14 protein-coding genes are annotated in these 14,045 nt (G+C 50.6%); 7 read left to right on the forward strand and 7 right to left on the reverse strand.

Annotated elements, in window-relative coordinates:
• The first annotated feature begins 111 nt into the window (after window positions 1-111).
• The 7 genes from MNO13_RS16270 (at window position 112) to MNO13_RS16300 (ending at window position 7,982) form a co-directional block, all read left to right on the forward strand.
• Window positions 112-1,764: an ATP-binding protein gene (locus MNO13_RS16270; protein ID WP_241939013.1), complete on the forward strand. Its 1,653-nt coding sequence runs from the start codon at window positions 112-114 to the stop codon at window positions 1,762-1,764.
• The gene (locus tag MNO13_RS16275) at window positions 1,757-2,446 is read left to right on the forward strand and encodes a response regulator (protein ID WP_241939014.1); all 690 of its coding nucleotides are present in this window, start codon (window positions 1,757-1,759) and stop codon (window positions 2,444-2,446) included. The genes MNO13_RS16270 and MNO13_RS16275 overlap by 8 nt, the downstream gene beginning before the upstream one ends.
• Window positions 2,447-2,596: 150 nt before the next feature.
• On the forward strand, window positions 2,597-3,685 hold the full coding sequence (locus MNO13_RS16280; protein WP_064548083.1) for an ABC transporter substrate-binding protein: 1,089 nt from the start codon (window positions 2,597-2,599) through the stop codon (window positions 3,683-3,685).
• A 102-nt stretch (window positions 3,686-3,787) separates the two neighbouring features.
• Entirely contained in the window at window positions 3,788-5,557 is a 1,770-nt protein-coding gene (locus MNO13_RS16285; protein WP_064548085.1) for an ABC transporter permease, read from the forward strand.
• On the forward strand, window positions 5,550-6,620 hold the full coding sequence (locus MNO13_RS16290) for an ABC transporter ATP-binding protein (RefSeq protein WP_241939015.1): 1,071 nt from the start codon (window positions 5,550-5,552) through the stop codon (window positions 6,618-6,620). The genes MNO13_RS16285 and MNO13_RS16290 overlap by 8 nt, the downstream gene beginning before the upstream one ends.
• Window positions 6,621-6,716: 96 nt before the next feature.
• Window positions 6,717-7,193, forward strand: a complete 477-nt coding sequence (locus tag MNO13_RS16295; RefSeq protein WP_064548088.1) for a WbuC family cupin fold metalloprotein — start codon at window positions 6,717-6,719, stop codon at window positions 7,191-7,193.
• Window positions 7,194-7,307: 114 nt separating this feature from the next.
• On the forward strand, window positions 7,308-7,982 hold the full coding sequence (locus tag MNO13_RS16300; RefSeq protein ID WP_064548090.1) for an HAD family hydrolase: 675 nt from the start codon (window positions 7,308-7,310) through the stop codon (window positions 7,980-7,982).
• A 39-nt stretch (window positions 7,983-8,021) separates the two neighbouring features.
• Here the strand turns inward: MNO13_RS16300 and MNO13_RS16305 are convergent, their stop codons facing one another.
• The 7 genes from MNO13_RS16305 to MNO13_RS16335 all read right to left on the reverse strand — a co-directional run bounded on the left by MNO13_RS16305 (window position 8,022) and on the right by MNO13_RS16335 (window position 13,891).
• The gene (locus MNO13_RS16305; RefSeq protein ID WP_241939016.1) at window positions 8,022-9,272 is read right to left on the reverse strand and encodes a vWA domain-containing protein; all 1,251 of its coding nucleotides are present in this window, start codon (window positions 9,270-9,272) and stop codon (window positions 8,022-8,024) included.
• A 59-nt stretch (window positions 9,273-9,331) separates the two neighbouring features.
• On the reverse strand, window positions 9,332-9,907 hold the full coding sequence (locus MNO13_RS16310; protein ID WP_064548096.1) for a TerD family protein: 576 nt from the start codon (window positions 9,905-9,907) through the stop codon (window positions 9,332-9,334).
• Between the two features lie 69 nt (window positions 9,908-9,976).
• Window positions 9,977-10,555 (reverse strand): TerD family protein, encoded by a 579-nt coding sequence (locus MNO13_RS16315; protein ID WP_064548097.1) that lies wholly within the window; start codon window positions 10,553-10,555, stop codon window positions 9,977-9,979.
• A gap of 49 nt (window positions 10,556-10,604) precedes the next feature.
• The gene (terC, locus tag MNO13_RS16320; protein WP_241939017.1) at window positions 10,605-11,645 is read right to left on the reverse strand and encodes a tellurium resistance membrane protein TerC; all 1,041 of its coding nucleotides are present in this window, start codon (window positions 11,643-11,645) and stop codon (window positions 10,605-10,607) included.
• A gap of 23 nt (window positions 11,646-11,668) precedes the next feature.
• A complete protein-coding gene (locus MNO13_RS16325) occupies window positions 11,669-12,124 on the reverse strand; it encodes a tellurite resistance TerB family protein (protein WP_064548101.1) in 456 nt (151 codons plus the stop codon).
• A gap of 22 nt (window positions 12,125-12,146) precedes the next feature.
• On the reverse strand, window positions 12,147-13,310 hold the full coding sequence (locus MNO13_RS16330) for a TerD family protein (protein ID WP_064548103.1): 1,164 nt from the start codon (window positions 13,308-13,310) through the stop codon (window positions 12,147-12,149).
• The gene (locus tag MNO13_RS16335; RefSeq protein ID WP_064548106.1) at window positions 13,310-13,891 is read right to left on the reverse strand and encodes a TerD family protein; all 582 of its coding nucleotides are present in this window, start codon (window positions 13,889-13,891) and stop codon (window positions 13,310-13,312) included. Before MNO13_RS16335 ends, MNO13_RS16330 begins: the two co-directional genes overlap by 1 nt.
• Between the last annotated feature and the right edge of the window lie 154 nt (window positions 13,892-14,045).

Consider the following 14,045-nt stretch of genomic DNA (forward strand, 5'->3'; position numbering starts at 1 on the left):
CCCAGAGACTCTTGCGAGTTCACAACTCCATAACACTCCGATTACCCTCCCAATTTCACCATGCTAGTCTGCGCCGATGTGCCTCTTTTATCGGACTCCGCAGCAAATTGTATGAAACGCAGATTACCTTTTCAGGTGAAACTCTTTTTATCTCTGGTGGGGTTTTCATGCCTGCTGTTAGCCATTTTGGGCGCCATCTTATTTCATGTTATTGACCGCCAACAGCATCGCGATCTCGGGCAGCGCGCCCGCGTTCAGGCCAGCGAAATTGCGTTAATGCCAGGGCTTGCGGATAAAGTTGCCGTTCGTGATGTCGCAGGCATTGCGCGTTTGATTCAGCCGTTACGCAATCAAAGTGATGCCAGTTATATCGTGATTGGCGATGTCCGTGAGAACCATCTGTATCACTCAGAATCACCGGAGCGCCTGCATCTGCCGATGATTGGCGGTGATAACGCCGAGGTTTTACAGGGGAAAACCATTATTTCGATGCGCAAGGGCGGCATCGGTGTCTCTTTGCGCAGTAAAGCCCCGATTCTGGATGCCAATAATCAAGTAATTGGCATTGTTTCAGTCGGCTATCTCACCTCTTATATTGCCAATATTAATGCGCGACTGCTGTGGCAAGCGGGGTTATATGGCCTGTTGCTGTTAATCCTGTTGTTTATTTTTTCATGGATATTTAGCCGCAATGTGAAGCGGCAAATGTTCTGGCTTGAACCGAAAGATATTGCACAACTGGTGCTACAACAAAAAGCCCTGCTGGAAGCAATGTATGAAGGAATATTTGCGGTTAACGCCGAGAAACAGCTGATCTTAATTAACCGTGCCGCCAGGGAATTACTGGATATTCGCCAGCCGGAAAAAGATCTTATCGGCAAACCGCTTGAAGACATTTTGCAAACGCCGCCCACCTTTTTCGCACAAAGCGACAGGGCAGGAAACGGCAGTTTCCATGACCAAATCATCGTGTTAAATCAGCGCCAGGTGATAGTCAACCGGGTGCCTATTGAACTGGAACCCGGTACTGAAAGTGGTTGGGTGTTTAGTTTTCGCGACAAAAACGACATCAATACGTTAAGCAGCCAGTTGAGTCAGGTAAAGCGTTACGCCGACAACCTGCGCATCATGCGCCATGAACAACTGAACTGGACCGCAACACTGGCGGGTCTGTTGCAAATGCAGCGTTATGACGATGCGATGCGCTACATTCAGGCGCAATCGGAAGGCGCACAAGCAGTGCTGGATTTTGTCTCGGCACGCTTCACCTCCCCGGCTTTGTGTGGCCTGTTATTGGGCAAATTCGTCAGCGCGCGGGAAAAAGGGATTGAGCTGGCGTTTGACCCGGCTTGCCAGTTAAGCCGCATTCCTGCCAGCATTAACGAAACGGCATTGATGTCAGTGATTGGCAATTTGCTGGATAACGCCGTGGATGCCACGTTGAAAGCACAAAACAATTCCGCGCCGGTAGAGCTTTATATTTCGGACCGTAATCAGGAATTAGTGATTGAAGTGGCCGATCAGGGCGTCGGCGTGGATGACGCGCTCAAGCCGCATATCTTTGAGCAAGGTGTTTCCAGCAAACCGTCCAATCTGCATGAAATGGCAGGTTCCGATCATGGCATCGGTTTGTATCTGGTGGCGGGATACGTTCACCAGGCCTGCGGCAGTATCGAAGTCACAGACAATTCACCGCAAGGTACGATATTTTCAGTGTTTATCCCGTTCCCGGCTACTGTTTCCCCAGGACAGCACCATGAATAACCACAGCGCGTTTGATGTCGTGATTGTCGAAGACGAACCGTATCTCGCCGGTTTGCATCGTGATTTTATCGAGCAAAACTTTCGGCTGAGCGTAGTGGGAATCGCCGCGACGCTTGAGCAAGCACGCAGTCTGTTGGAGTTACATCAACCACGATTAGTGCTTCTCGATAACTATTTGCCCGATGGCCAGGCCGTGGAGTTAATGGATAGCCCGCTGCTGAAAAGTTTCGATTGTTCAGTAATTTTCATCACCGCCGCCAGCGATATGCAGACCTGTAGCCACGCGATGCGCAGCGGTGCGTTTGACTACATTATCAAGCCGGTTTCATTTCACCGTTTGCGCAGTTCGCTCGAGCGTTTTATGCAGCTGGTCGAGACACTGCGCCATGTGAAAGTCGTGGATCAAACCGCGCTGGACAGGCTTTTTAACCTGCCCACCATCAATACCCCGTCGGCTCCGTCAACCAAAGGGATTGAGCCAAGTACACTGGAGCGGGTGCAGCGTATTTTTACCGCAAAGCCGGATATGACATGGGCTGTAGAACAGGTGGTGGAAGAAGTGGGGATCAGCAAGACAACCTGCCGCCGTTATCTGGAGTATTGCGTGGAGATGGGGTTTATCGAGGTTGAGATGCAGTACGGGAATATCGGCCATCCACGGCGGTTGTACCGCAAGGCGTAAACCCTGTTTCGTGGTTTTAATGGTGTTAATTGCCTAAAAAAAGCCCCGAATCACAATTCGGTAAGATAAAAAAATCCCCCTATTGCCTGTGATTTGCTTTGCGATATGTTGGCCTCTAGTTTCTCAAATGTAACTAGAAGGTTAAAAATAATGTCGAATAAATTACGCATCTCTCTGATTACTGCCGCTGTACTCATGTCTTCCTCTGCCATGTCTGCGTTACCTCAAGGCTACCCGGCTGACTACCAAAAAGTGGTCGATGCGGCGACTAAAGAAGGGAAAGTGGTTATCTATTCCACCACTGATACGAAAGCCGCAGGTCCGCTGATTCAGGGGTTTGAAGCCGCTTATCCAGGGATTAAAGTTGAATATAACGATATGAACAGTACTGAACTGTACAACCGTTATATCAGTGAACAGGCTGCGGGTGGCACCAGTGGTGACGTGGTCTGGAGCTCTTCGATGGATACCGCGCTGAAACTGGCAGTCGACTACGCGCAGGAATATAAATCCCCTGAGCAGGGCCAGTTGCCGAAATGGGCCATGTGGAAAGACAAAGCCTACGGCACCACTTATGAGCCGGTGGTATTTATCTATAACAAACGCCAGATCCCGGCAAATGAAGTTCCAGATTCCCATACCGCACTGGCAAAACTGATTGCCAGCCAGCCCGACAAGTTCAGCAAAAAAGTCACCACCTACGATATCGAGAAGTCTGGCCTCGGCTTTATGCTTTCGGTTCAGGATTCCAAAGCCGATGCGAATTATTTCAAAACGCTGGCTGATGTCGCCAAAGGTGGCTTAGCGGTTCAGTCATCTACCGGCACCATGATGGAACGCGTGTCTTCCGGCGAAAACTTGATTGGTTTTAACATCCTCGGTTCTTATGCCGAAGCCCGCGCTAAAACCGACCCATCGCTGGGTATCTCTTATCCAAAGGATTACACCCTGGTACTGTCGCGCGTTTCGTTCATCAGCCAGCAGGCGCAAAACAGCAATGCCGCGAAACTGTGGCTGGACTATGTGCTGTCTGAGAAAGGACAGAGCATTCTGGCAAACCAGGCTGACATCCCGTCAATTCGCAATGATATCGAAGGCAAAAACGACATTGATGGTATGACCAAAATGTTAGGTAAAGCGCTCAAACCCATCCCGGTTGACGAAAGCCTGCTTGAGTATCTGCAACCTAAAAAACGCCTGGATTACATCAAAGAGTGGCGTACCGCAGCGGCCAAATAATAGACAAGTGGTGGATGGCGCTTAGCTTATCCACCCTACAACGGCCAGTCGTAGGTCGGATTAGCGTTAGCGACATCCGACATTCATGCTAAGGGAAGTCATATGAGTGCATTGCTCAGAAAATGGCAGAGCCTGCCGCGCGGTGTTGTCGTGTTGCTAACCGCGCTGGTTATCTACATTCCGCTGTCGTTTATCGTTATCCAGAGCTTTCTTTCCGCGCCGTTCTTTGCGCCATCTAAAGAGTGGAGCCTCGAATCCTTCGGCTTTATTTTTACCGATCCGGATTTCTATAAAGCGCTAAAAAGCGGTTTTATTCTGGCATTCGGACTGGTGATTATTGCCATTCCGCTGGGCGGTATTCTGGCGTTCCTGATGGTGCGTACCGATTTACCCGGCAGACGCTTGATTGAGCCACTGATCCTGGTGCCGATTTTTGTCTCGCCGATGGTGCTGGGATTTGGCTATGTCGTTGCCGCCGGTCCGGTGGGTTTCTTTTCGCTGTGGGCGCAGTCGATTCTCGGTTTCGTGCCGTGGAATATCTACGATATGTCGAGCATCGTGGTTATCGCGGGCCTGACGCACGTTCCGCACGCCTATTTATATATCTCCTCGGCACTGCGCAGTGTGGGTTCAGATGTGGAAGAAGCCGCACGCATAGCAGGCGCATCGCCATTGCAGGTGATGACGGCAGTCAGCTTGCCGATGGTGCGCCCTTCTATTCTCTATGCTTCGGTGTTGCTGTTCTTCCTCGGTCTGGAAGTGTTCGGCCTGATGCTGGTGCTGGGCGACCCGGAAGGCAATATGGTGCTGGCGACCTATCTGTACCAGTTGACCAATAAACTTGGCACCCCGTCATATCACTTGATGGCCGCCGTTGCGGTGGTGCTGATTTGCATCACCATCCCGCTGGTGATGTTGCAACGCCGCCTGATGCGCACCGCCAACCGTTTCGTCACCGTGAAAGGTAAAGCGTCCCAGGCTCGGGCATTGCCGTTGGGTAAATGGCGCTGGGTGGCGGGTGCGGTGGTGGCATTCTGGCTGACCGTCACCATTGGCGTTCCGTTGCTTGGCGTAGTACTGCGCGCCTTTATATCTAACTGGGGCGTCGGTGTTTCCATTTGGGATGAGCTGTCACTCAACACGTTCCGCAGTATCTGGGAGCAACCGAATCTGCTGCGAGCCATCGTCAACTCGATGGCGATTGGTGTGATCGGCGGCGCGTTAGCGGTGGGATGTTATCTGTTTATCGGCATCGCCATGCACCGCAAACCAGACAACATCACACGTTTTCTGGATTACAGCGTGCTGGTGCCACGTGCGGTTCCGGGGTTGTTGGCAGGGCTGGCATTCCTGTGGGTGTTCCTGTTCTTGCCGATGTGGCTCGATAACGCGCTGAAATCTGGCTGGCTTTCCGGCATGCCGTGGTCGCAATGGCTGCGCGATAACCTGGTAGTTTGGTTACGTTCCTTGCGCAGCACCATTTTCAGCGTCTGGCTGGCGTACACCGTGGTGTGGATGGCTTACGGCTTGCGCTTGATTTCCTCAACACTGCTGCAAGTTGGGCCAGAGCTTGAAGAAGCGGCGCGTAGTACCGGGGCCACACGTGGGCAAATTACACGCCACGTGACGATTCCGTTATCGCGCTATGGCCTGATTGGTTCATGGCTGCTGATGTTCCTGATTTTCGAGCGCGAATATTCAACCGGTGTGTACCTGCTTTCGCCAGGGACTGAAACCATCGGCTCGATGCTGGTTTCCCTGTGGGCAGCCGGTGCCATTGATATTGTCGCCGCACTTTCGTTTATTAACATCCTGCTGGTGGTAGTAGGTCTGGGGATTGCCCTTCGCTTTGGAGTCAAATTACATGATTGAATTATCGGTCGACAATCTGCATTTAACCTACGGCGACAACCCGGTGCTGAAAGGCGTTTCGATGAATTTGCAACGTGGCGAAGTGGTTTCTTTGCTCGGCCCTTCTGGCAGCGGAAAAACGACTTTGTTGCGTGCCGTCGCGGGGCTGGAAAAGCCCACCCAGGGCGCTATTGTCATTGGCAACAACAAAGTCTACGACGGCACACCGCGCAGTGAGATCCCTGCCGAAGAACGTAATCTCGGGCTGGTGTTTCAATCTTACGCGTTGTGGCCGCACAAAACCGTGTTTGAGAACGTGGCTTATCCGTTGAAACTGCGCAAAGTGGCGTCCGCTGAAATAACCCAGCGTGTGCAGGCGGTGCTGGATCAACTCGGCCTGGGTCATTTGGGTAAACGCCATCCGTATCAGCTTTCCGGTGGGCAGCAACAGCGTGTGGCGATTGGCCGGGCGCTGGTGTATAACCCGCCGGTTATTCTGCTGGATGAGCCGCTTTCCAACCTGGATGCCAAATTACGCGAGGAAGCCCGCGTATTCCTGCGCGAGCTGATTATCAAACTCGGCTTGTCGGCGCTGATGGTGACCCACGATCAGAACGAAGCGATGGCGATTTCCGACCGTATTTTGCTGCTTAACAACGGCAAAATCGAACAGCAAGGTACGCCACAGGAGATGTACGGCTCACCGAAAACGCTGTTTACCGCAGAATTCATGGGCAGCAATAACCGCCTGCACGGCAAAGTCACTGAAGTCCGCGATGGGAAAGCACGTATTGAAGGCAGCGGTTGGGCGTTGTGGGGGCTGGCTGGGGCTGGTGTACAAACCGGCCAGGAAGGCACTGCGGTTATCCGTGTGGAACGAGTAGAGCTGGTGAGCGGGCCGGGTGAAAACCAACTCGAGTTACCGTTGTTAACCAGCATGTATCTCGGCGACCGTTGGGAATATCTGTTCCGTACTTCAGGCGACGATTTTGTTATCCGCGCCTATGGCAATGAGGTCCGCGATCCGCAGTATTGCCATCTGGCCTTGCCTGAAAAGCATGTCTGGATTTTCCCTAAATCCTAAAGTCGCGACAAGCGCCCTTCGCGGCGCTTTTTTTTGCTGTTAATCTGCGTCATCGAGAATAAAGGAGTTCACAACTCCTGACCTTAGGTGGCCTACATGAAAACAATTACCCTCAGCGATATGCAGCAGCAAAGTGAAGCGGCAGCAAAATCCCCCCGCTTGCGTGCGCACCGTAATTTTCACCCTGAATTAACTGACCCGGTGCAGCGCCTTGCCGTGGCTATGGAGCCTGGCACTTACGTTCGTCCGCATCGTCACCCACACACTTTTGAGCTGTTGTTCGCTTTAAGTGGACGCTTCCTGGTGTTGAATTTTGATGACCACGGGACTGTGACTCATCGCGTTGTTTTGGGTGAGAAGTGTAAGGCGCTGGAGATGAGTGCCGGAACCTGGCATGCCGTGCTGTCTTTGGATAGTGGCGGAGTGATTTTTGAAGTTAAGCAGGGTGGCTATCAACCCGTTGCGGAACAAGATGCAGCCAGCTGGGCGCCTGCTGAAGGTGAAGAAGGAACAGCCGAGTTGATGCAGTGGTACGCACTGGCGCAGGTTGGCGATCGTCGTTTTAGCGTGTAAGACAAAAGCAGTGCGCAGAGTGAATTGCTCTGCTCCGCTTTCATGTGCGGGCTATGAGCAATACTGTGCAGGTGATAAAATATTGAATATCTGACAAATCATAACGAACCCAATATGAGTACTTCAAACCAGACTGACAAAAAGGTCCTTTCCGTTTTTGATTTTGACGGAACGCTTACCCGGCATGACAGCTTTATCCCCTTCCTGCGTTTTGCCTTTGGCAATCGATTTTTTACCCGCAGGCTGATCAAGCTCGCCATGCCCTCTATTCAGTGCCTGAGGCGTAAACTGACGCGTGACGAACTCAAAGAAATCCTGATTTCAACGTTCCTCACCGGCATTGAAGAAAAGTGGGTCCAGGAGAAAGCCGAGCTCTACTGCAATCTTTACTGGGAACGCCTGATGAGAGCCTCTGGCTTACTGGCCGTTGCGTCTGAAGTGTCTTCTGGTGTCGAAGTGACGTTATGTTCAGCCTCGCCGAAACTCGTGCTTCAACCGTTTGCTGAACGACTCGGGGTTAAGCTTATTGGCACCGAACTGGAAAGCGAGAAGGGTATTCTGACGGGTCGTATTACCGGGCACAATTGTCGCTGTATACAGAAAATCAACCGGCTGGAAGCGATATACGGCTCATTGGATCAATATCATCTTCGTGCCTGGGGAGATACCCGTGGGGATTATGAATTGTTGGCGGCGGCAAAAGATGCACACTGGCGTCACTTCCATCCCAATTGGGACAGGAAGAGGGCTGCGATAACACGACTTAAAGCGACCTCTTTCAAGGGTTAAAAAACGCCCCGCAGGACGTTTTTAATCAGCTTAGCCGCGTCAAAGAAGCTTCAGTGCCTTCGCCTGTTCGTGCCAGGTTCTGAACTCTTCCAGCAACTGGTCAAAGAGTTTATCGTCGGCCACTGATGCAAAATCGTCCATCGCAAAGAAATGTGTATTGTCGATTCTACGGTCGGTAAAATCATCCAGGTTTTTCAAGATGCCGTAGTTAGTTCCGCCAAGGCCCACGAATTTCCAGAAAATGGGATAGTTTGCCGAACGACGAATGGCATCTTTGATAGCCCGGGTTTTACTGATGCCGCCATCAGTGATGAAGACAATATAAACGGGGATTTTGCTGTCGCGGTAGTAATCAACAATTTCTTCCATGACAGGCGGCTCGTTGTTAGTCCCGCCAAGCCCGGGCAATATTTCCCACGATGAGCGCTTACCGGGATGCTGGATGGCGCAAATGTAACCGTCCAGGTTATCCAGTGTCACATCCGGGTACTTACGATGCCGCTCAGCAAAGCCCCAGAGATCCATATCTCCGTCATCATCGAACTGAGCGGCCAGTACCGCGATACGATCAAGAACAGACTGGACATGCCCTCGTTTAAACTGGCCAGTCATCGAACCTGAGGCATCCAGAACGAATGCAACACTTGCCTCGATAGTATCCAGTTTATGCTTAGCCAGGCTGACGGTTGCCTCTTTCGCAAGGCTAACCAGCCTCGGCGCTCTGGATTCCAGCTTCTTCTCCAGACTGATTTTGCCAGATTTAACCGGTAGCGCTGCTGGTTCTGAGGGAGCTGCAACATCAACCCCAAAGCTCACGGCCAGCGGTTCAAGGCCACCATTAAATCCCTGCCCCAGAGCGCGAATTTTCCAGCCACCTTGATATCGGTAGACTTCAGCAAGAATTATCGCTTTCTCACGGCGTCCAGGGGTATCGACCTCAAAGGATGCCACACCGTCCACATTCAGCGTCAACTGGCGTAGCCCATTTATCGTGTCACTCCCGTCTATTACTACAGTGACAGCAATTTTATGGATGTTCGACGGAACGCTTGTCAGTTCGATGCGTATTGATGACTGTTGAGTTGCTGGTGTTAGCGAAACCGCGCCTTCTGGCGATTTCAGGTTATTAAAAAAAATAAAGTCTGAATCACCGTTGATCTTGCCCTGCTCATTTAGCAAAAACAGGCAGGTGTCCGGTTCCCCCGAAAACCCAGTGGAGGCGGGGTAATCCAGATTAAGGACGAGGATCGAGGTTTGCAGTAGTGTATTTTGTCCTGGTTGCAATTTCATCGTCATTCCTTGCATAAAAAAAAACCCCGGATAACCGGGGTTAAGATCATTTCTACTTATCAGACGTTCACGCCGTGCTGGGATGCAAGTGCGGACAAACCACCCGCAAAGCCCTGGCCTACAGCTTTGAACTTCCACTCTGCCCCATGGCGATACAGCTCACCGAAAACCATAGCCGTTTCAGTAGAGGCATCTTCAGACAGGTCGAAACGGGCAATTTCCGTGCCGTTGTCGTTATTGTAAACGCGCATGAAGCTGTTGCTCACCATGCCGAAGTTCTGCTTACGGGCATCTGCATCATAGATGGTGACGGCAAAAATCATTTTTTTCACATCGGCAGAAACTTTAGCCAGCTCGATTTTAACCTGCTCATCATCACCGTCGCCTTCACCAGTACGGTTGTCACCCTGGTGTTCAACGGCACCGTCGGTGCTGACTTTGTTGTTGAAGAAAATGAAATGTGAGTCAGACAGCACTTTACCGTCTTCGCCTACCAGGAATACCGATGCATCGAGGTCAAATGCCTGACCGTCAGTGACACGCGCATCCCAGCCCAGACCAACCATAGCCACATTCATGGTTGGTGCTTCTTTAGTCAGAGAAACGTTACCGCCTTTTACGAGAGAAACTGCCATTTTAAACTCCTGTTCATCATTTTAGTTTGGGCCAGTTTGCTGGCCCATCTATGTAAAAAGTTACTTTTCTCAGGAAGCATTAATGCCGTACTGAGCACAAACGGATGACAAACCACCAGCATAACCCTGGCCTACCGCACGGAATTTCCACTCACCCGCGTTACGGTACAGTTCGCCAAATAACATTGCCGTTTCGGTAGATGCATCTTCTGACAAATCGTAGCGAGCCACTTCAGTCTGGTTATCATCGTTAACCAGGCGAATGAATGCCCCTGCAACCTGCCCGAAGCTCTGGCGACGAGCCTGTGCATCGTGAATAGTGACAACGAAGACGATTTTGTCGACATCAGCCGGGATCAAATCCAGTTTGATCTTCAGTGATTCATCATCGCCGTCACCTTCACCAGTGCGGTTATCACCGGTATGTGTTACTGAACCATCGGTAGATTTCAGGTTGTTATAGAAAATAAAATCAGTGTCACCGCGTACTTTGCCATTCTGTGACAAAAGGAAAGCGGAAGCATCCAGGTCAAAGTCCTGACCATCAGTCGAACGCGCATCCCAGCCAAGGCCAACCAGGACATTTTTCATCGTAGGTGCTGCTTTACTTAGAGATACGTTTCCACCTTTGGAAAGAGAAACACTCATAAATTAACCCTCTTACGTTTTATTGAATTTGTCGGATGATATCAGGAGATTAACTCTCCTTTTTCTCTACTTCTGGTTTGCCTGGAAACATAATACTCAGAACAATACCCACTGCCAGTACGCCAAGGACAACATACAGGCTGGTGGTGGCCGAAATACTGTAACCGTGGTTCCAAATGTGATCTGTCGCATTCAGCCCCAGTTTTACAGCGATAAAGAACAGCAGCACGATGACCGCTTTTTCCAGGTGGACCAGGTACTGTTTCAGTGCTTCGAGAACAAAATAAAGTGTACGCAGGCCAAGGATGGCAAACATCATGGCACTGTAGACAATCAGTGGTTCGCGGCTGACGGCAATGATTGCCGGTACGGAGTCAAAGGCAAACATCACGTCTGAAAGCTCAACAACGGCCACACACAAAAATAACGGAGTGGCGTACATTGCGGCTTTCTTACCGCGACCAATAGTCACATCTTTGTTTTCTGGCCTTGCCAGTTCAGCATCAACTTCTTTCTGCGAGAGCAGGAAAGCATGCCCTCTCAGCTTCGGCCAGATTGGGAAGAAGCGTTTAACCATGCGGTAGGCAAGGTGCTGGGAATAATCCTCAACTTCGTCCTCATCATCGCCACTTTTGAGCATCATGACTGCTGTCCAGGCCACAATGATCGCGAAGACCACTTCCACATAGGGCCCAAGGCTCAGGAGGCTGGTACCGATGGCAACGAAGATACCCCGGAATACGATGGCTCCGATAATGCCCCAGTAAAGCACACGGTGACGATAACGATCCGGCACCGAGAACCACGAGAAGATAGCCATCATAACGAACAGGTTATCTACGGAGAGGACTTTCTCCAGCGCATAACCGGTAACAAAGAGACTTGCGACTTCTGCACCGTGGTGAATATAGAGGAATCCGGCAAAAGCCATCGCCACTACGACCCAGAATACAGACCACAGGGCGGCGCTTTTCAACGAAATTGGCTTGTCGTCACGGTGCATAAACAAGTCAATGAAGATGGCCCCGACTGACAGTGCAATGAAAACAATGACTGTTTCCGCCGGAAAACCGATGTGTGTTGAAACCATAACTACCTCTTAAAGAACGAGACTTAAAGACCAAATTCAGCCGGATCAAAACCCAGCGCAGTGGCAATCTCACGGACCGCCTGTTGTTCATCCTGATCGAAGTTACCGTCGCTTTTAGCGACCGCAATACCGACACGCAAAGCCAGCTGTGCTGCTTCAGGCTGATCTTTGAGTGCAAGGATGTGTTTCATGGTTTCACCTTTTCCGATTTCCATATCGAAATCGAAACTGGTCACCAGCTTGTTAAAGAATTCGATGACCTCAGTGGTGTCGAATACCTTCAATTCTTCAGAAGAGCGAAGAAAACCGATCATTTTCTGTTTTTCTTCAGCACTCACGCCATCGCTCGATACCGCAATACGTGCACATACCGCGACGGTACCCTGCATGAATTTTTTATTTTTAAAACGACCCACCTGACGGGTCAGCTCTTCACGGCCTGAATTAAGAGCACCTTTTACTTTGTCAAAAAAGCTCATTGTTGAATCCTTAGTTGCTGTGTTATTTAGAACCCGCACTCCAGCGAAAACCCCAGCCAAACGCACGGTCCATCTCGGACTGGCCTTTAAAGTACTGGTTAATTCGCTCGACTTTGATGGAACCACTTTCGTTAACGAGACGTGCAATTGCACACAGTGTGCGTTTGTTTTCACCCTCGGTCAGACGGGTTTCAATCGGTGGCTGCTCCGGTACATGGAGTGTCACGACACCATCCGTTTTATCCCAGCTGGCAGCGCCTTCGTAGATAAAGGCATAAATCAGCACCTGGCGGATGTTTTTCCATTCTTTACCGTTAATATGTAGCCATTCGCCTTCTGAAACAGCCCCGGTCCGGTCATCACCCTGAAGTTGTACGTAAGGTTCATCCCGGTAATCACCAAAGGCGTTACCCAAAGCCTGAATAACAGATTTATGCCCGTCCTGAAGCTCAACAAATGCCCCAAGATCCAGATCCACACCTTTGGACCCAAAGATACCACGCAGCCCTGAGGAAGCACTGTTACTGCGATTCCAGTTCAGGTTGATGCGGATTTCCCCGAAGTTATCGCGTTTGGCAAGGCTGATGGCCGGTTTTTCTTTAGTCAAAGAGACCTTGCTCAGACTGATTTTATTGGCTGCCGGAGCGGGAGGTGGAGTAACAACGGCTGGTGCGGGCGTCGGGGCTGGGGTATCGGCAATATTAACGCCGAAATGTTCCGCCAGTGGTTTAAGACCGCCATTAAAGCCCTGAGCCACAAAACGGAACTTCCAGTCATTATTTCGAAGGTAAAGTTCCCCCAAAATCAGAGCCGCTTCCTGGCGACCAGTCAGTTCAACTGTGCCGGCAATCAGGACTTCTGTGCCCTTTTCAACCTGAATTGACAAGTTGCGCAGACCAGACACGACCTGCCCCCCATCGCAGGTGACAGTAAATGCGACTTTCTGTACATCGGCTTTCAGGCGATTAAGTGCCACGGTAAAGGTAGAGTGGTTGCCTTCACTGACCAGGCTGATGGTTGCGTCGTCATTACGGGGCTGACCATAAAAGACCATATCCGCATCACCCTGCACTTTCCCGTTGGTAAACAAACGGAAAGCGGATGCATCAACCGGTCCACCGGAGAGAATGCGAACGCGAAGTTCTTCTGAAGGTACGGGGGCATTTCCCCCGGGCATTAAGTTCATTATCGGACCACCGTTGCCACGATATCAGCATGCATGTCGTCAATGGTGCGACCACGGCATGCATGACCATGAGCAGTAAAGTCCCAGTTACCGTTATTACGTTGCAGTGATGCGATAACGATACCGGTATGAGAGCCTTGCTCAGTCAGTTTGTAGCGAGCCAATTCTGTATTGGACTGGTCGACAACACGGCAAAAGGCATTGTCAACATCATTGAATGACTGACCACGGAAACTGTTAACCGTAAAGGCCAGGTATTCAACATTCGCGGGTAACTTACTGAGATAGACATTGATGACTTCATCATCGCCGTCACCTTCTCCAGTAAGGTTATCGCCGCTGTGTACTACTGAACCGCAAGTTGATTTCAGTTTGCGGAACCAGACGGTGTCAATTGCTTTCCCGGTGCTATCCATTAAGACGCAACCGGCATCCAGATCAATAGAATCGCTGCCACCGAACATGCCGCCGAGGAACCCTTTTTTCTTGATAGGATCCCAACCAAGCCCGAACTTAAGCTGGCTGAGCGCAGTAGATTGCTTGCTGAGTGATACCGTCTGGTTCTTGCTTAATGAAACCATATTCTTTTCCTTAAAATGGTATTGACTGAAACAACGAGGGTTGAAGATATTCTGGCTGCGAAAAAAATCATATCATGATGTAGTTCTCTGGCAAGCCAATTTTAAAATAGTTTTGTACTTCCTTCAGACTACAAGTTGAAAACTAAAACAGTTA

The organism is Buttiauxella ferragutiae, assembly GCF_022637515.1.
Taxonomy (GTDB): domain Bacteria; phylum Pseudomonadota; class Gammaproteobacteria; order Enterobacterales; family Enterobacteriaceae; genus Buttiauxella; species Buttiauxella ferragutiae.